The organism is Microbacterium sp. UBA1612 (assembly GCF_002321605.1).
Taxonomy (GTDB): Bacteria; Actinomycetota; Actinomycetes; order Actinomycetales; family Microbacteriaceae; genus Microbacterium; species Microbacterium luteum.
On the sequence record NZ_DCMW01000019.1, the window covers coordinates 179,352 to 198,030 of the forward strand.

At 70.5% G+C, this 18,679-nt stretch carries 12 protein-coding genes and 1 other RNA gene; 9 read left to right on the forward strand and 4 right to left on the reverse strand.

Annotated elements, in window-relative coordinates; translation table 11 throughout:
• Positions 1 to 15: 15 nt before the first annotated feature.
• From B3S45_RS08680 to B3S45_RS08690, 3 genes are read right to left on the reverse strand one after another with little or no spacing between them, the layout of a single operon-like run.
• Positions 16 to 2,301 carry a transglutaminase TgpA family protein gene (locus B3S45_RS08680; RefSeq protein ID WP_286719802.1) on the reverse strand — a complete coding sequence of 762 codons (2,286 nt, stop codon included), beginning with the start codon at positions 2,299 to 2,301 and terminating at the stop codon, positions 16 to 18.
• Positions 2,285 to 3,532, reverse strand: coding sequence for a DUF58 domain-containing protein (locus B3S45_RS08685; RefSeq protein WP_286719806.1), 1,248 nt, complete (start codon positions 3,530 to 3,532; stop codon positions 2,285 to 2,287). The genes B3S45_RS08680 and B3S45_RS08685 overlap by 17 nt, the downstream gene beginning before the upstream one ends.
• Before the next feature lie 7 nt (positions 3,533 to 3,539).
• Positions 3,540 to 4,556 carry an AAA family ATPase gene (locus B3S45_RS08690; protein ID WP_414683083.1) on the reverse strand — a complete coding sequence of 339 codons (1,017 nt, stop codon included), beginning with the start codon at positions 4,554 to 4,556 and terminating at the stop codon, positions 3,540 to 3,542.
• 123 nt (positions 4,557 to 4,679) lie between these two features.
• Between B3S45_RS08690 and ffs the strand changes: the two genes are divergently transcribed.
• From ffs to recR, 7 genes are all read left to right on the forward strand, one after another.
• Positions 4,680 to 4,776, forward strand: an RNA gene (ffs, locus tag B3S45_RS08695) — signal recognition particle sRNA small type.
• A gap of 97 nt (positions 4,777 to 4,873) precedes the next feature.
• Positions 4,874 to 7,015, forward strand: coding sequence for a phosphate acetyltransferase (gene pta, locus B3S45_RS08700; RefSeq protein WP_286719809.1), 2,142 nt, complete (start codon positions 4,874 to 4,876; stop codon positions 7,013 to 7,015).
• Position 7,016: 1 nt separating this feature from the next.
• On the forward strand, positions 7,017 to 8,243 hold the full coding sequence (locus B3S45_RS08705; RefSeq protein WP_286719811.1) for an acetate/propionate family kinase: 1,227 nt from the start codon (positions 7,017 to 7,019) through the stop codon (positions 8,241 to 8,243).
• 93 nt (positions 8,244 to 8,336) lie between these two features.
• A complete protein-coding gene (locus B3S45_RS08710) occupies positions 8,337 to 9,080 on the forward strand; it encodes an HAD family hydrolase (RefSeq protein WP_286719814.1) in 744 nt (247 codons plus the stop codon).
• Positions 9,077 to 11,599: a glycoside hydrolase family 65 protein gene (locus tag B3S45_RS08715; RefSeq protein WP_286719816.1), complete on the forward strand. Its 2,523-nt coding sequence runs from the start codon at positions 9,077 to 9,079 to the stop codon at positions 11,597 to 11,599. Before B3S45_RS08710 ends, B3S45_RS08715 begins: the two co-directional genes overlap by 4 nt.
• Positions 11,600 to 11,785: 186 nt before the next feature.
• On the forward strand, positions 11,786 to 13,966 hold the full coding sequence (locus tag B3S45_RS08720) for a DNA polymerase III subunit gamma and tau (protein ID WP_286719819.1): 2,181 nt from the start codon (positions 11,786 to 11,788) through the stop codon (positions 13,964 to 13,966).
• Complete coding sequence (gene recR, locus B3S45_RS08725) at positions 13,966 to 14,562, forward strand: recombination mediator RecR (RefSeq protein WP_071044406.1); 597 nt, start codon at positions 13,966 to 13,968, stop codon at positions 14,560 to 14,562. Before B3S45_RS08720 ends, recR begins: the two co-directional genes overlap by 1 nt.
• 35 nt (positions 14,563 to 14,597) lie before the next feature.
• On the opposite strand, the gene B3S45_RS08730 is transcribed toward recR, so the two are convergent.
• Complete coding sequence (locus tag B3S45_RS08730; RefSeq protein WP_071044407.1) at positions 14,598 to 15,995, reverse strand: threonine/serine ThrE exporter family protein; 1,398 nt, start codon at positions 15,993 to 15,995, stop codon at positions 14,598 to 14,600.
• 229 nt (positions 15,996 to 16,224) lie between these two features.
• Here B3S45_RS08730 and B3S45_RS08735 point away from each other — a divergent pair, with 229 nt between their 5' ends.
• Positions 16,225 to 17,511 (forward strand): aspartate kinase, encoded by a 1,287-nt coding sequence (locus tag B3S45_RS08735; RefSeq protein ID WP_071044408.1) that lies wholly within the window; start codon positions 16,225 to 16,227, stop codon positions 17,509 to 17,511.
• Between the two features lie 78 nt (positions 17,512 to 17,589).
• Positions 17,590 to 18,660: an aspartate-semialdehyde dehydrogenase gene (locus B3S45_RS08740; protein ID WP_286719821.1), complete on the forward strand. Its 1,071-nt coding sequence runs from the start codon at positions 17,590 to 17,592 to the stop codon at positions 18,658 to 18,660.
• Positions 18,661 to 18,679: the final 19 nt, after the last annotated feature.

Sequence of the window (18,679 nt, forward strand, 5' to 3'; positions counted from 1 at the left end):
CGCGCGGCGCGGGTCTCACGCGCGGGCGTGGGTTCCCGCCCCGGCGAAAGCGCTGCCCGGGCGCATGACGAGCGATCGGGGCGCGATGACGGCGAGGATGCGCCGCGCGACGGGTGCGTTGCGCAGCAGTGCCGCCGAGGAGGCGGCGGCCGCATCCGCGAGCGCGTCGTGGTCGCCGGCGGCAATCGTGCCCGAGGGTGCGTAGCTGGCTCGCTCGAGGGCGTCGGCAAGGGTCGCCATGGCCGCCTCGGGCGCACCGTGGCTCTGCGCGAGGCGCGCAGCCAGCGTGCGAGGGGTGTCGCTCGCGGGAACAGGAATGCCGAGGTCGATCGCCGTGTCCTGCACGACCAGCCACGCTGCGGCCGCGTCTCCTCGCCGGGCGGCGAGCAGAAGGCGACGCGCTCGCACCGACCTCAGCGCGGCCGGCGCCGCCAGCAGCAGCACGAGGGCGGCGATGACCGCGAGGGCGGGGAGGGCGTCGTCGGAGCCGCTCGTCGTTCCAAGCGCTTCGCCGCTCTCCTCGTTCTGTTCCTCTTCGGGCAGGAGGGTCGGCGTCGGGCTCGGCTCCGTCTCCTCGGTCTCTTCGGCCTCTGTGCCGCCGGAATCCGGACCGGCCAATGACAGTGCCGCGGAGAAGCTGGTCGGCGTGCCGAGGCTGTTGGTGGGCTCGAAGGAGACCCACCCGAGCCCGTCGAAGTGGACCTCCGGCCAGGCGTGGAGCTGCGACGACGAGACCGAGTAGACCGTCTCGCGCTCGATCGCGTCGGTCGTCGAGGAGCCGGGAAGATAGCCGACCACGATGCGGCTGGGCATGTCGAGGGCGCGCGCCATGAGGGCGAAGGCGCCGGCGTAGTGCACGCAGTACCCCTCCTTCTGGTCGAGGAACTGCGCGATCGCCTGCGCGCCCGTGCCGTCGAAACCATCCTCGACCGGCGCATCGAGCGAGTAGCGGAACTCCGGCCCGCGGAACCAGCTCTGCAGCGCGATGAGCGCGTCGTAGTCGTTCGTGGTTCCCTCGGTCACCTCGATCGCGAGGTCTTCGACGATGGCGGGCAGATCGTCCGGCAGCTGGGTCAGCTCCGGGCTGAGTCCATCGGGGGCGGCCACGTCGGCGCGGATCTGCTCCCGGGTCGGCCGCGGCACCTGCGTGGTGACCTCGTAGTCCTGGTCCTGCGTGCGCGCCCCGTCGCTGACGACGGTGCGGTTGTAGGGCACGGTCGACCAGTCGCCCTCGAGCCCGCTCACACCAACGGCCGGGAACGGCATCGGCAGCCACGTCGAGGAGAGGCTCTGGATCGACACATCGGTGGTGTACTCCTCCACGCGAACATCGGCGGGGACCGAGACCGGCTCCATCGCGGTCTCGTCGTCGAGCACGGCGGTCTCGTCCTCGTCGGGAAGCCAGACGGCGCCGTCGAAGGTCGACAGCGTCGTCGCGCGCAGGTACGGCGGCAGCGGAGCGCTGCTGTGCACGCGGAGCACCTCGACCTCGCGGGGCCTGCGCAGGTCGTCACCGAGCTGCAGCGTGGCGTCGATGCCGCTGCCGACGTTCACGCCGCCGGGGAGGCTTCGGGCGACCGGCTGCGGAAGGGCCGGGGCGACGACGAGCGTGACGACCACCGCGACGGCGCCGATCCCCACCGCGGTGGCGGGGATGCCCGCTCCGCGGGTCGCCGCACGGGCGGCGGGCGCCTGGCGGGAGAGAGTGTCGACGCGCATGAGGAAGAGGATGGAGGCGGCCAACAGCACGAAGGCGACGACATCGACGTCGTCGGGCACGACGATCGACGGGATGAGCGAGACCGCGATGAGGGCGATGCCGGCCAGCAGCGGCATACGGGCGGTCACGACCACGTGGTCGACGATCACCGTCAGGAGTCCGACCGACGCGACGATGAGGAACGCCAGGGCGGGGCCGGCGCGGAGCGGGGCTGCGCCGTACGTGATCTCCTCGGCCGCGGTGGCGAGGAGCTGCATGACCTCGTCGGCCGTACCGGCGGTGGGGATGATCCACAGCAGCGCGGTGTCGCGCAGGAAGGCGAGCATCATGAAGGCCGCCCAGACGCCGGTCTCGATGAGGGTCACCGCGAGCGCGGCCAGGCCCGCCCGGCGCGCCAGGAAACCGGCTGCCAGCACGAGCAGCACGAGGGCGACTGTTCCGGGCATCCACTGCGCCGGAAGCACGACGCGCGCGAGGGGCAGGAGCGCGGCGAAGACGGCCGCTGCGATGCCCAGCGGCAGCATCAGCGCGGTCCTCAGCCGGTCGCGACCGGCGAGGGTGGACTCAGCCGACACGGTCACCCACCAGCCTCTCGCCGACGGCAGTCCACGCCAGAGCGAGGTCCGCGTCCTCGGGGATCGCGGCGGCGTGCCAGCCCGCTTCCTCGGCGCGGAGGAGGGCGTCGCCCCGGGGGGTCACCGCCAGGAGCATGGGAAGGGTGCTGTGGTGGGCGATCGGAGCGATGGCGCTCACATCGGACGGATCGATCCGACCCACGATCAGCACGACGGGGCCCGTCATCCCGCCGGTGAACTGGGGGGAAAGGCGCGCCAGATGGTCGTCGGGACGTGCCAGGAGGGTCGCGAAGCGGGCGGTCATCGTCTCGACCTCGATCACGTCGCCGCTGTCGATGCGGTCGGTGAGGGTGGCGCCGTCGCTGTCGGTGACCTCGACGCCGTAGCCGTCGTGGACGAGGCGGGACACCACCGAGACGCACGCCGACACCGCTGCTTCGAAGGCCGGATCCGACCCGGGCTCGGTCATCGCCTCGGGTGACCACCGGAGCATACCGAGATCGAGCACGACGGTCGCCTCAGGCGTGGACTCCTGCTCCTCCTGCCGCACCATGAGCTCATCTCGGTGCGCCGTGGCGCGCCAGTGGATGCGCCGCATCGAGTCGCCGGACTGGTACGGACGGGCGACGAGGTTGTCCGCTCCTTGACCGAGGTGCAGATCGACGGTGAGTCGGCTCCCGCCCGATGCGCCGCCGACGTCGGGGATGCCGGGCAGCTCGACGACGGCCGGCGTCACGGTCACCGCGGTGCGCTCGCCGCGCACGGTGCGGCGGCGCGCGAGGCCGAACGGGTCCGTCGTGGTGAGGGCGAACGGGCCGAGGTCATGGATGCCGCGGGTGAGGCCGGTGACGGTGTACGACCGCTCGACGGCGCGCTGCGAGCCGCGCAGTCCGGAGGCGAGAGCGGGGAAGGGGCCGGTGGCCGTGCCCCCGAGCCCGCGGGGGAGGGTGTCCTCCCAGGTGCCGGGAGGGGTCGGGACCGCCGTGCGCACCGTCACCCGCGCGGTGACGACGGCGGTGTCGCCGACGCCGACCGATTCGGGGATCATGGTGCGCTCGATTGCCCCGGTGCGGCGGGTGAGGAACAGCGACAGCACCGCGGCGACCAGAACGGCGATCAGCAGCACGCCGAAGTAGAGCAGCTCCACCAGGCCGAGTTCGTTCGCGGCGATGAGGCATCCGACGGCGAGGATCAGCGCGCCGGTACCGCGGACGGTGAAGGGCCAGAGACGTCGCACGGTCACCTCATCCGCGTGTGGCCAGAGGCACCCGCACCGACCCGGCGATGGTCTCGAGGATGTGGGCCACCGCGTCGGCGCCGGACCGCGCCCGCGCGCCACCGGCGGCCCGCGTCGGAATCAGACGGTGCACGAAGACCGGGGCGAGGAGTGCGGTGAGGTCGTCCGGGATCACGAAGCCGCGGCCGTCGAGGGCGGCCCACACCTTCGCGGCGCGCACGAGCTGCAGCGTGGCGCGCGGGCTCGCCCCGAGCCGCAGGTCGGGATGGGTGCGGGTGGCGGAGGCCAGAGCGACGGCGTACTCCTCGATCGCCGGAGCGACATGCACGCGCCGGGCCCAGGAGATGAGGTCTTCGACCTGCGCCGCACTGACGACTGGCGTGATTCCGCGCAACGGGTTCACCGTCTCGCGCTGCCGCAGCATGAGCGCCTCCGACGCGGGGTCGGGATATCCCATCGAGATGCGCATCATGAACCGGTCGCGCTGGGCTTCGGGAAGCGCGTACGTGCCTTCCATCTCCAGCGGGTTCTGCGTCGCGACGACGAGGAAAGGCTCCTCGAGTTCGTGGGACCGGCCGTCGACGGTGACCTGGTGCTCCTCCATCGCCTCGAGCAGCGCCGACTGGGTCTTGGGGGAGGAGCGGTTGATCTCGTCGGCGATGACGATGTTGGCGAAGATCGCGCCCGCCTTGAACTCGAACTCGCGCGCGACCGGATTGAAGACGCTGACCCCGGTGACATCTCCGGGAAGAAGGTCGGGGGTGAACTGGATGCGCCGCACGCTGGCGTCGACCGACGCAGCGAGGGCGCGGGCGAGCATGGTCTTCCCGACGCCGGGAACGTCTTCGATGAGCAGGTGCCCCTCGGCCAGCAGGCACACGAGCGCGGAACGGACGGCGGCCGGTTTGCCGTCGATCACCCGTTCCACGGAGCCGATGATCGCGCGGGTCGCGTCGGTGAAGCTCTCGGCGGAATCGATCGCGCTCGCACCGGACGCGGTTCCGACGGTGGTCGTGTCTGTCACTGGGACTCCCCTCGCCCGCGGTGCGCGAGCATCCTCGCCCACGGCTCGATCGTAACAATGCGCATCGGCCTCGGGGCCGGTCCGGCGCCGACTCGACGCGCGCACGAGAACCGTTAGACTGGGGACAGCTCTCCGCGAGGCGGCATCCAGGCCAACTCCCCCAGGACGGAAACGTAGCAAGGGTAACCAGGCTCTGCCGGGTTCGCGGAGAGTCTTTCTTTTCCGGTGGGGATGTACGGCGTGCTCAGGCTGTCCGCTGGATGGAACATCCAGCGAACTCCGATGACCGCCGCGATGCCCGGCTCTAGGCTGGGAGCGTGGCGCAGAGCATCTACATCACATCCGCCGAGGGGCACTCCGGCAAGTCCACCGTCGCCCTCGGAGTCCTCGAGACCCTGGGGCATGCGACCCCGCGGGTGGGGGTCTTCCGCGCGATCGCACGGTCGACCAAGGAGCGCGACTACGTGCTCGAGATGCTGCTCGCGCACGACGGCGTCGATCTCGCCTACGACGACTGCATCGGAACCACCTACGACGACGTGCGCCGAGACCCCGACGCGGCCCTGTCGACGATCGTCGAGCGCTACAAGGCGGTCGAGGCGAAGTGCGACGCGGTCGTGATCGTCGGCAGCGACTACACCGACGTCGGCAGCCCCGCGGAACTCGCCTACAACGCGCGCATCGCCGCGAACCTCGGCGCCCCGGTCCTGCTCGTGCTCGGAGGACGCGCCGCACAGGGTCAGCCCGAGCAGCTCGGCTCGACGGTGCCGCGCACGCCCGACGAGATGGGACAGATCGCCGCGCTCGCCGTCACGGAGCTGCTCCACGAACGCGCCGAGGTCTTCGCCGTCGTGGCCAACCGCGCGGGGGAGGACCTCGTCACCGAGACCGCTGAGGCCGTACGCGCATCCGTGGCGGCCTCCATCGCCTCGCACCCGCGCGCAGATCAGGCCGCGGTCCCGGTGTGGGCGATCCCGGAGGACCGCTTCCTCGTCGCCCCCTCGATCCGCGGCATCATGCGATCCGTCGACGGCGAGCTGCTGGCCGGCGACCCCGACCTGCTCACGCGGCCCGCCCTCGGCGTCGTCGTCGCGGCCATGTCGATCGTCAACGTCCTGCCGCGTCTGTTCGAGGGCGCCGTCGTGGTGATCCCCGCGGACCGCGCCGAAGTGCTCCTGGCGACGCTCCTCGCGAACGCCTCGGGCACCTTCCCCTCCATCGCCGGCATCGTGCTCAACGGCGGGTTCGACCTCGCCGAACCCGTGCGACGCCTGCTCGACGGCCTCGGCTCGAAGGTCCCGATCATCACCTCCGATCTCGGTACGTACGAAGCGGCCGTGCGCATCATGTCAACGCGCGGGCGCCTCGCCGCCGACTCGCAGCGTCGGTACGACACCGCACTGTCGCTGTTCGAGAACCACGTCGACACCACCGAGCTGCTGCGCGCCTTCGGCGTCGCCCGGGCGACCGTGGTGACCCCGCTCATGTTCGAGTTCCAGCTCATCGAGCGGGCGCGCGCCGGGCGCAAGCGGATCGTGCTGCCCGAGGGCGACGACGACCGCGTGCTGCGCGCCGCGGCGACGGTGCTCAAGCGCGGCATCGCCGATCTCGTCATCCTGGGCGAGCCGTTCGAGGTGCGTGCCCGCGCCCTCGAGCTCGGCATCGACATCCAGGCGGCGGAGGTGCTCTCGCCGTTCGATGCCGTGCACGTGCACAAGTTCGCCGACGAGTACACGCGGCTGCGCGCGCACAAGGGCATGACCTTCGAACGAGCCGCCGACACCGTCACCGACGTGTCGTACTTCGGCACGATGATGGTCCATGCCGGCCTCGCAGACGGCATGGTCTCCGGAGCAGCGCACACGACCGCTCACACGATCCGCCCCGCTTTCGAGATCATCAAGACCAAGCCCGGCGTGTCCGTGGTCTCGAGCGTGTTCCTCATGGCGCTCGCCGATCGCGTGCTCGTGTACGGCGACTGCGCGGTCATCCCCGATCCGACGAGCGAGCAGCTCGCCGACATCGCCGTGTCCTCGGCGGCGACGGCGGCGCAGTTCGGCATCGAGCCGAAGGTCGCGATGCTGTCCTACTCCACCGGCGAATCCGGAACAGGAGCAGACGTCGACAAGGTGCGGGCCGCCACCGCCCTCGTGCGCGAGCGTGCCCCGGAACTGCTCGTGGAGGGACCGATTCAATACGACGCCGCCGCCGATGCGGCCGTGGGAGCCGCCAAGCTCCCGGGGTCGGAGGTCGCCGGCCGGGCCACGGTCTTCGTCTTCCCCGACCTCAACACCGGCAACAACACCTATAAGGCGGTGCAGCGCTCGGCCGGCGCCGTCGCGATCGGCCCGGTGCTGCAGGGACTGAACAAGCCGATCAACGACCTCTCGCGCGGTGCCCTCGTGCAGGACATCGTCAACACCATCGCGATCACGGCCATTCAGGCGCAGGGGGAGTGAGATGACACCCGTCCTCGTCATCAACAGCGGCTCGTCGTCGTTCAAGTACCAGCTGATCGACATGGCGGCCGAGAACGTGCTCGCGGCGGGACTCGTCGAGCGCATCGGCGAGGAGTCGGGTTCTGCCACGCACACCGTCTTCTTCTTCGCCGAGGAGGGCCCGGCGCCCGCGGTGCGCAAGGCCACCTCCACTCTCACCGAGCGCATCCCCGACCACACCGCAGGCTTCGACCTGATGATCCGGGCCTTCGCCGAGCACGGGCCGTCGCTCGACGACGAGCCGCCGATCGCCGTCGGCCATCGCGTCGTGCACGGCGGCGCGCGGTTCTTCGAACCCACCCTCATCACGCCGCTGGTCGAGATCAACATCGACGAGCTGTCGGTGCTGGCTCCGCTGCACAACCCGGCGAATCTCCAGGGGATCACCGCGGCGAAGAAGGCCTTCCCCGACGTGCCGCACGTCGCCGTGTTCGACACCGCGTTCCACCAGACCCTTCCCGCGGCCGCGTACACGTACGCGATCGACGCGGAGCTCGCCGCCGCGCACCGCGTGCGCCGGTACGGGTTCCACGGCACATCGCACAAGTTCGTGAGCGAAGCGGCGGCCGACTTCCTCGAGCGGCCCCTGGAGCAGCTGCGTCAGATCGTCTTCCACCTCGGAAACGGCGCCTCGGTCGCCGCGATCGACGGTGGTCGCTCGATCGACACCTCGATGGGACTGACGCCGCTGGAAGGGCTCGTGATGGGCACCCGCTCGGGTGACCTGGATCCGGCCGTGCTCCTGCACCTGTCGCGACGCGCGGGACTGTCGACGGATGATCTCGACACCCTGCTGAACAAACGCAGTGGCCTGCTCGGTCTCGCCGGCGCCTCGGACATGCGCGACATCCAGGCCGGCGTCGATCGGGGGGACGAGACCGCGACGCGCGCGTTCGAGGTCTACATCCACCGCCTGCGCGCCTACGCCGGCGCCTACCTCGCCCAGCTCGGCGGCGTCGACGTCATCGTCTTCACAGCCGGTGTCGGCGAGAATGCGCCGGCCGTGCGCGAACAGGCTCTCGCGACCCTCGGATTCGCGGGCGTGCGCATCGATCCGGAGCGCAATGCGGCGCCCGCGCGCGGCATCCGCACCATCTCCGCCGACGACTCCGCAGTGACCGTGCTCGTCGTGCCGACGGACGAGGAACTCGAGATCGCGCGCCAGAGTCTCGAGGTCGCCCGCGGCTGAGCGCGAGGCTGTCTCGGGCGTGCCCCCGATCCCCCTAAGCTGGCCACAGGCGCGAAGGTGTGCCCACCCCGTCCGCCCCCGCGAGGAGGTCCCGTGTCTTCCCCCGCCCTGCCCGACCTGACGACCTACGACGCCGTGCTGTTCGACCTCGACGGCGTGCTCACCCCGACCGCCGAGGTGCACATGCACGCGTGGCGCACCATGTTCGAGGAGCTCTTCGCCCAGTGGGGGATCGAGCCGCCGTACACCGAACGCGACTACTTCGACCACCTCGACGGCAAGAAGCGCTACGACGGTGTCGCTGCGCTCCTGCGCAGCCGTGACGTGGAGGTGCCGTGGGGTGACCCGTCCGACCCGACATCGGCCGACACCGTGTGCGGCATCGGAAACCGCAAGAACGACGTCTTCGCCCGGGTGCTGCGCGCCGACGGCATCGCCCCCTACCCCGGATCGGTCCAGCTTCTCGACGCGCTCGCCGCCGTCGACATGCCGGTCAGTGTCGTGTCGAGCTCGAAAAACGCCGAGGAGGTGCTCACCGCGGCAGGGATCCGCGACCGCTTCCCGGTCGTCATGGACGGCGTGATCGCGGAGCGAGACCACCTGGCCTCCAAGCCCGCCCCCGACGTGTTCGTGACGGCGGCGAGAATGATGCAGGTCGACCCCGCGCGCAGCGTCGCCGTCGAAGACGCCATCAGCGGGGTGCAGTCGGCCGCCGCGGGCGGTTTCGGTCTCGTCGTGGGTGTGGACCGAGGTGCGGGCGAGGATGCGCTGCTCGCCGCCGGCGCCGATGTCGTCGTCTCGGACCTCGCCGAGTTCGTGCCGGAGGTATCCGCATGATCGATCGCGATCGTTTCCCGGCCGATCCGTGGCATCTCATCGAGACCCGTTTCGACATGTCCGACATCGGGGTCACCGAGACGCTGTTCGCCGTCGGCAACGGCTACCTCGGACTGCGCGGCAACCTGCCCGAGGGGCGGCACGCGCACGAGGACGGCACGTTCATCAACGGCTTCCACGAGACCTTCCCGATCCACCACGCCGAACGCGCATACGGATTCGCCGAGGTCGGCCAGACCATCGTCAACGCCCCCGACGCGAAGGTCATGCGCGTCTACGTCGACGACGAGCCCCTCTCGCTCGACCTGGCCGACGTGCGCGAGTACGAGCGGGTACTCGACATGCGCGAGGGCGTTCTGCGCCAGCGCATCCTCTGGGTCACGCCCTCCGGCAAGGAGGTGCTCATCGAAGACGAGCGGATGGTGTCGTTCGGCGAGAAGCATCTCGCGGCGATGCGCCGCACGGTCACGGTGCTCAACTCCGACGCGCCGGTCACGATCTCGTGCCAGCTGCTGAACCGGCAGGATGGCGAGGACGTCTACGGCGGAACGCCGAACGCCACCAAGAAGTCGGGATGGGATCCGCGCAAGGCCGAGCGCATCCAGGACCGGGTGCTCCAGCCGCAGGAGTACTGGCAGGACCACAACCGCTCGGCGCTGTCGTTCCGCGTCTCCGAATCCGGGATGACGATCGCCGTCGTCGCCGATCACGTCGTCGAGACCGACAACGAGTACGACGCCCGCCGCCTCATCGAGCCCGACATCGCCAAGAACGTCTTCCGTGTGGACGCTCGGGCCGGCGTGCCGACCACGGTGACGAAGTTCGTCAGCTATCACACCTCCCGCGGCGTGCCGGCTCGCGAACTCGTCGACCGCGGTCGTCGGGTGATCGACCGCGTGATCGGACGCGGGTACGACGAGCTCATCGACGGTCAGCGCGCATGGCTCACAGACTTCTGGGACCGCTCCGACGTGCGCATCGGCGGTCAGGACGACATCCAGCAGGCCGTGCGCTGGTGCCTGTTCCAACTGGCGCAAGCAGCGGCTCGCGCCGACGGGATGGGCGTTCCCGCGAAGGGGATGACCGGCTCCGGCTACAGCGGTCACTACTTCTGGGACACCGAGGTGTACATCATGCCGTTCCTGGCATACACCACCCCGCTGTGGGCGCGGAACGCGCTGCGGATGCGATACCTCATGCTCCCCGCCGCTCGCCGGCGCGCGCGCCAGCTCAACGAGGCCGGTGCGCTGTTCCCGTGGCGCACGATCAACGGCGAGGAGGCGTCGGCCTACTATGCCGCCGGCACCGCGCAGTACCACATCAACGCCGACGTCGCCTTCGCCGTCGCGAAGTACGTGCGCGCCACCGGCGACGAGGACTTCCTCTACCGCGAGGGCGTCGACATCGCCGTCGAGACGGCACGGCTGTGGACGACACTCGGATTCTGGCGCTCGAGCAACGGCCACGGCGAGGACTCGTTCCACATCCATGGCGTGACCGGGCCCGACGAGTACACGACCGTCGTCAACAACAACCTCTTCACCAACGTCATGGCGCGGTTCAACCTGCGCTTCGCAGCGCGCACGGTCGAGGAGATGGCCGAGAACGACCCCGACGCCTACCGCCTGATGGTCGAGCGGCTGCGGCTCGACCCGGCCGAGGCGGAGATCTGGGATCGCGCGGCCGAGGCCATGCACATCCCCTACAGCGAGGCGCTGGGCATCCACCCGCAGGACGAGGTGTTCCTCGACCGCGAGGTGTGGGACCTCGAGCACACGCCCCGCGAGCAGCGGCCGCTGCTGCTGCACTTCCACCCGCTGGTGATCTATCGCTACCAGGTGCTCAAGCAGGCCGACGTCGTGCTCGCGCTCTTCCTGCAGGGCAATCATTTCTCGCCCGAGGACAAGCTCGCGGACTTCGAGTACTACGACCCGCTGACCACGGGCGATTCCACGCTGTCGGCCGTCGTGCAGTCGATCCTGGCCGCCGAGGTCGGCTATCAGGAGCTGGCGCTGGAGTACTTCGTCCAGTCGTTGTTCGTGGATCTCGCCGATCTGCACCACAACGCCGCCGACGGTGTGCACGTCGCTTCGGCGGGCGGGGTGTGGACCGCGCTCGTCTCCGGCTTCGGAGGCATGCGCGACCACTTCGGCGAGCTGTCGTTCGACCCGCGTCTGCCCGCCGACTGGCCGGAGCTCGCCTACACGCTGCACTGGCAGGGCACGCGCCTGGACATCACCGTGCGTCATCACGAGATGCGCGTCGACGCGGGGGAGGGGAGCCCCGTGGCGTTCACGGTGCGGGGCGCGTCCTACGTCATCGAGGGCGGGGGCGAGGTCGTCGTGCCGCTGCCGGATCAGGGTCCGCTCATCTCGGGCCGCCCGTCGTTCCAGAGCTTCCTCGACGCGCGTCGCGAGGACGGCACGCTGATCTCCGCCTCGGTTCCGGCGATGACGACGAGCGTCCCGGTCATCGGCGACGAGGAGCAGGTGTCCTCGGAGCACGGCGTCGACGCCTGACAGGCAGCCCATCCCTGCCTTGGCCGCTCTCCCCATCCGCCCGCCCGGCCTCCGATGTCGGAGATTCGACCCGACGTCGGAGGATCTGGGCCGAATCTTCCGACATCGGCGGGATTCTCCGACGTTCGCGTGGCGGGCCGTGGCGGGCGCCGTCACGATGTCGGAGCGACGCCGTAGGCTGTCGGGGTGACCACCGCCCTCTACCGCCGCTACCGCCCCGAGGCATTCGGGGAGATGATCGGGCAGTCGCAGGTCACCGAGCCGCTGATGACCGCGCTCCGCGGTGATCGCGTCGGTCACGCCTACCTCTTCTCCGGCCCGCGCGGATGCGGCAAGACGACGTCGGCGCGCATCCTCGCCCGGTGCCTGAACTGCACCGAGGGCCCCACCGACACCCCGTGCGGCACGTGCGAGAGCTGTGTCGAGCTCGGCCGCGGGGGAGGGGGTTCCCTCGACGTGGTCGAGATCGACGCCGCCTCCCACAACGGTGTCGACGATGCGCGCGACCTGCGCGAGCGCGCGATCTTCGCGCCGGCGCGCGACCGCTTCAAGATCTTCATCCTCGACGAGGCGCACATGGTGACGCCGCAGGGATTCAACGCGCTGCTGAAGCTCGTCGAGGAGCCCCCTGACCACGTGAAGTTCATCTTCGCGACGACCGAGCCCGAGAAGGTCATCGGCACCATCCGTTCGCGCACGCACCACTACCCGTTCCGGCTGGTGCCGCCGGCAGCGATGCTCTCCTACGTCGAAGAGCTGTGCGCGAGCGAGAACGTCGATGTCGAGCCCGGTGTTCTGCCACTCGTCGTCCGTGCCGGCGGCGGGTCTCCCCGCGACACGCTGTCCTTGCTCGACCAGCTCATCGCCGGGTCCGATGTGACGCACGAGCGCGTCGCGGTGCGGTACGACCGCGCTGTCGCCCTCCTCGGCTATACGCACGGCGAGCTCCTCGACGAGGTGGTCCACGCGCTCGGCGCCCGCGACGCGGCGGCCGCCTTCGGGGCCGTCGACCGCGTCGTGCAGACCGGTCAGGATCCGCGTCGATTCGTCGACGATCTCCTCGAACGGCTGCGCGACCTCATCATCATCGCCGCGACCGGCGACGGCGCATCGGCCGTGCTGCGCGGCCTGTCGGGCGAAGAGCTGCAGAACTACACGCGCCAGGCCGACGCGTTCGGTGCCGCCCGCCTCTCCCGCACCGCCGACGTCGTCATCGCCGCTCTCGACGAGATGACGGGGGCCACCTCTCCCCGTCTCCAGCTCGAGCTGATGGTGGCGCGGGTTCTCACCGCCGCAGACGCTGCGGCCGGCGCTGTGGTGAACGGCGCTGATGCGACCGGCGCTGCCGCTCCCGTCGCGATCGCGGAGGGCCCGGTAGTGCCGGCGCCCGCGCCAGCGCCCGCCGTCTCCCCCTCGCCCGGCGTCTCCTCCTCGCCGTCGCCGTCCTCGTCGCAGCCGGTCGCGTCGGCGCCATCTGCGCCGCCGGCTCCGGAGCGCGAACCTGCGCCCGAGCCGCCGTCGGGCCCCATCACGACCGAGGTCGTGCGAGCCCACTGGGATGCGGTCCTCGGCCGTCTCGAGTCGATCAGCCGCTCATCGTGGCTCGTCGTGCTCGGCGCCCGCGTCGCCGATCTCACCGATGACGTGCTGACGCTGGCGTTCACGAGCGCCGCCGACATCCGTCGGTTCAAGCAGCGCACCGCGGGTGCCGGACCCAGCGAAGACCTGCGGCAGGCCATCGTCGCCGTGCTCGGCGTGCGGGTGAAGTACCTCGCGAACCTCGACGACGGTGGTTCCGGCCCCGGCGGCGGGTCGGCTCCCGAACCGTCCGGGCCCCCGGAGGCCGGCGATTCCGCACCGCCGCCTCCCGACCCCGCCGACACGGCACCGCCGCGCTCGCGCGGACCCGCGCCGGCCCGGGCAGCGGCGAGCGCGGTGACCGACTGGGCCGTCGCCCCCATCCCGCGCGACGAGCCCCGGCCCACCGACGCGCCCTTCTCGCACGCGCCGTCGCCGGGCGCGCCTCTCGGCCAGCTCGCCGTCGACGACGACCCCGAGGACGCGCGTGCGGCCACACGGACCGAGGTCCTCGCGCCCGCGAGGGAGGGCGACGTGCTTCCCCGCGAGGACGTGGCGCCGGTCGCCGACGACGATGGCGATGAAGACGAGCTCGACACCGACGTGCGACCCGACGATGCCCCCGCCCCGCCGATCGTCGTTCCGCGTCTGACGCCGTCGGGCCCGGAGACGACCGCGCGAGCGCGCGTCGGCGGTGGGCAGCGCTACGGTGAGGCCGTCGTGCGGCAGGTGCTCGGCGCGACCTTCGTCCGCGAGGAGCCCTACGACGCACCGACGAGGTTCGCCTGATGTACGACGGCATCGTCCAAGACCTGATCGACGAGTTCGGACGCCTCCCCGGCATCGGGCCGAAGTCGGCACAGCGCATCGCGTTCCACATCCTGCAGACGCCCGGTTTCGACGTCTCCCACCTCGCGCAGCTGCTGTCGGAGGTGCGCGACAAGGTGCGCTTCTGCGAGATCTGCGGGAACGTGTCCGAGCAGGAGCGGTGCGGCATCTGTCGCGACCCGCGGCGCACCCTCAGCGTCATCTGCGTCGTCGAGGATGCCAAAGACGTCGCGGCGATCGAGCGCACGCGCGAATTCCGCGGCCTCTACCACGTGCTCGGAGGCGCCATCAGCCCGATCGCGGGCATCGGGCCGGATGACCTGCGGATCACACAGCTCATGCAGCGTCTCGCCGACGGCACCGTGCAGGAGGTGATCATCGCGACCAACCCGAACCTCGAGGGGGAGGCCACCGCGACCTACCTCAGCCGTCTGCTCCAGACCCTGCAGATCTCCGTCACGCGCCTGGCCTCGGGCCTCCCCGTCGGGGGCGACCTGGAGTATGCCGACGAGGTGACGCTCGGGCGCGCGTTCGAAGGCCGGCGCGCCATCGGCTGAGCGAGCTGACCGTCGGCGTTCAGCCGTCGCCCGGGTCAGCGGCGAAGGCGCACCCGAGTTCGAGATACCGAGCCGAGCGAGGCGCGCACCGGCTGGCCGACGTAGATGCCGAGCGAGGCGCCGACCGCCAGGCTGACGCCGACCACCGCGGCGCCGACGAGGGTCTCGAAGCCCACGATCATGAGGGCCCCCTCGTCGCCGGCCTCGACGATGCTGAGGAGGCCACGGAACACCGCGGCACCGGGCACCATCGGAAGGATCGCGGCCGTGGTGATCGCGATCGAGGGTACGTGCAGGCGGAAGGCCACGACGACGCCGACGAAGCTGCCGACGAAGGCGCCGAACCCGCTCGCAGCGGCCGTCTCCAATCCGACGGCGTCGGCGGCCAGGTAGCCCAGCCAGGCGACGAGACTCAGCCCCGTGCTCACGACGATGATGCGTCGCCCGGCGCCGTTGTAGACGGCGACGGCCACGGCCACCAGCGCGGCTCCGAGGAACTGCAGGGGCACAGGTCCCAGGGGAAGCGCCTCGCTCGGTGGTTCCATCGCCTGACCGACCACGCGCGCGACCTCGAGAGCGGCCAAGATGCCCAGCACCACGCCGAGCGTGTGAGTGATCAGTTCGAGGATGCGGCCCATCGCCGTGAGCGCGAAGCCGTCGATGGCGTCTTGGGCGGCCCCGACGACCGTGAGTCCCGCGAGCATGAGCACGATGCCGGAGGCGACGATCACCGACGGGCGGATCTCCTGCGCGCCGGGGAGCGGCGTCATGGCGAGCAGCGGGCTGAAGGCTGCCGTCAGGGTGAGGACGAAGGCGCCCGCGATCTGGCTGAAGAAGTACGGCACACGGGCCTTGGCGAGAGCGTACTGCGTCAACGCGGCGAGGATCGCGGCGACGAAGGCCAGCACGATGACGATCCACGGCGCACCGAACATGACCGCCACGCCGACGGCCAGCATGCCCTGGGCGACGACGACGGCGGGCGGGCGGTATCGGAAGGCGGTGCGCCGGATGCGCCGGTAGCGCTCGGCGGCGGTCTGCGGATCCAGCCCCGCCCGGATGTCGGCCACGAGGGCCTGCACGCGCTGCAGCCGCTCGTAGTCGGGTGCCGCCCCGCGGACGACCCGCATAGAGGTGATCGGCCTCGCGGCTCCCGGGCGATGATAGGTCGCGGTGATCGAGTTGTAGGTGACGTCGACGTGCACCTGATCCAGCCCGTAGGTGCCGGTGACGCGCACGATGGTCAGCGTCACCTCGCTCGCCGGGGCGCCGGCGACGAGCATCGTCTCGCCCATGCGGATCGCGAGCTCGACGATCTGAGCGGCGAGCGCGTCGTCGATCACCGGGAGCGCTTCGGTAAGGGTGTCGGTGGGGACGTCGCTGTTGACGAGGTCGCGAAGGCTCGGCAGCAGGCGTCGGCGGCGAGGGGGCATGCGGGTGCATCCTCCGGGTGGTGCGAGGTGTGTGGTGCGTCGATGAATCGGCCGCGTTGGCCGACTCGATCCTAGATCTCGGATGCTGTGCGCGAACAGTGCGTGCCGTGCGGGTGACCGGCGCATCCGTCACATGGCGAAGAGCGCATGGGCCCGTCCGTAAGATGGTGGGTCGGGCGACCGTTCGCCCGCACCATTCTTCGTGCCCGCGCAACCCGGGAGATCCAACGTGGCGCTGATCGTCCAGAAGTACGGCGGTTCGTCCGTCGCCGACGCGGAGAGCATCAAGCGAGTCGCCAAGCGCATCGTGGATGCCCGTCGTGCCGGCGACGACGTCGTCGTCGCCGTGAGCGCCATGGGAGACACCACCGACGAGCTCATCGACCTCGCCGGGCAGGTGGCGCCCATCCCGGCGCCGCGCGAGATGGACATGCTGCTCTCCAGCGGCGAGCGCATCTCGATGGCGCTGCTGGCGATGGCCATCCACTCGATGGGATTCGAGGCGCGCTCCTTCACCGGCAGCCAGGCCGGCATGATCACCACGGCCGACCACGGCTCGGCGCGGATCGTCGACGTCACGCCGATCCGCCTGCGCGAGGCACTCGATGACGGGGCGATCGTGATCGTCGCCGGGTTCCAGGGTTTCAACCGCGACACCCGCGACATCACGACCCTCGGGCGCGGTGGCTCGGACACGACCGCAGTGGCCCTGGCGGCGGCCCTCGACGCCGACATGTGCGAGATCTACAGCGACGTCGACGGGATCTTCACCGCCGACCCTCGCGTGGTGCCCAAGGCCAGGAAGCTGTCCGTCGTCGGCGCCGAGGAGATGCTGGAGCTCGCCGCCAACGGCGCGAAGGTGCTGTACATCCGCGCGGTCGAGTACGCGCGTCGTCATGGCGTGCTCATCCACGCCCGCTCCACGTTCAGCTCGGGCGTGGGAACCTACGTTCTGGGTCCGGGGATGACCGTTCCCGACGGCGAAGAGGGAGAGACCATGGAAGAGCCGATCGTCGCCGGAGTCGCCACCGACCTCGGTCAAGCCAAGATCACCGTCATCGGCGTGCCCGATGTGCCCGGCAAGGCGGCGGAGATCTTCAAGATCGTCGCGAAGTCCGGTGCGAACGTCGACATGATCGTGCAGAACGTCTCCGCCGCATCGACCGGTCGCACCGACATCTCCTTCACCCTTCCCAAGCCCGACGCCGCCACGGCGATCAAGGCCCTCGCCGGTGAGCAGGACGACATCGGCTTCGCGAGCCTGGTGCACGACGATCAGATCGGAAAGCTCTCGGTCGTCGGCGCCGGGATGCGCACGCACTCGGGCGTCTCGGCGACCCTCTTCGAGGCACTGAGCACCGCGGGTATCAACATCGAGATGATCTCGACCTCCGAGATCCGCATCTCGGTCGTGCTGCGCGGGGACGATCTCGCGGATGCGGCACGCGTCGTCCACACCGCATACGGCCTCGACGGCGACGCCGACGCGACCGTCTACGCCGGCACCGGCCGCTAAACTCGGCTCTTCCACCCCTTCCGGCCGGTGCGTCCGGCCCTCCCGCTCCCCGAGCTCGACCCGAACCGAGGAACCGTCATGACCCGTATCTCCGATTCCGGACTCTCCGTCGCCGTCGTCGGCGCCACCGGCCAGGTGGGAACCGTGATGCGCAAGATCCTCGCCGAGCGGGCGTTCCCCATCCGTGAGCTGCGTCTGTTCGCCACCGCGCGTTCTGCCGGTCAGGCGATCGACTTCGCCGGCCAGAGCATCGTGGTCGAAGACATCGCGACCGCGGACCCCGCCGGTGTCGACATCGCCCTCTTCTCCGCCGGAGCCGCCGGAAGCCGTGCGCACGCGCCGCGGTTCGCCGAGGCCGGTGCGCTCGTGATCGACAACTCCAGTGCGTGGCGCATGGACCCCGAGGTGCCGCTGGTCGTCAGCGAGGTCAACCCGCACGCGATCGACGGAGCGGTCAAGGGCATCGTGGCGAACCCGAACTGCACCACGATGGCCGCCATGCCGGTGCTGAAGGCCCTGCACGCCGAGGCGGGTCTGGAACGCCTGATCGTCAGCACCTACCAGGCCGTTTCCGGATCGGGTCTCGCGGGGGCACAGGAGCTTCTCGGTCAGGTCGAAGGCGTTCTCTCACAGGGGGACACCCTCCGCCTCGTGCACGACGGTTCAGCCGTGGATTTCCCGCAGCCGGAGAAGTACGTCGCGCCGATCGCGTTCGACGTCATCCCGCTCGCCGGATCCGTCGTCGACGACGGCCTGAACGAGACCGACGAGGAGAAGAAGCTCCGCAACGAGAGCCGCAAGATCCTCGAGCTCCCCGACCTCCGCGTCGCGGGAACGTGCGTGCGCGTGCCGGTCTTCACCGGCCATTCGCTGTCGATCAACGCGGAGTTCGCCCGCGACATCACGCCCGAGCGCGCCCGCGAAGTGCTGGCGGATGCCCCCGGGGTGCGTCTGGCAGAGGTACCGACCCCGCTGCAGGCGGCCGGTCAGGACCCGAGCTTCGTCGGCCGCATCCGGCAGGACCAGTCCGCCCCCGAAGGCCGCGGTCTCGTGCTGTTCATCAGCAATGACAACCTGCGCAAGGGAGCCGCGCTGAACGCGGTGCAGATCGCCGAGGTCGTCGCGGCCCGTCGCGGCGTCACGGCGTGAGTTCGGCGCTTTCCGCCCG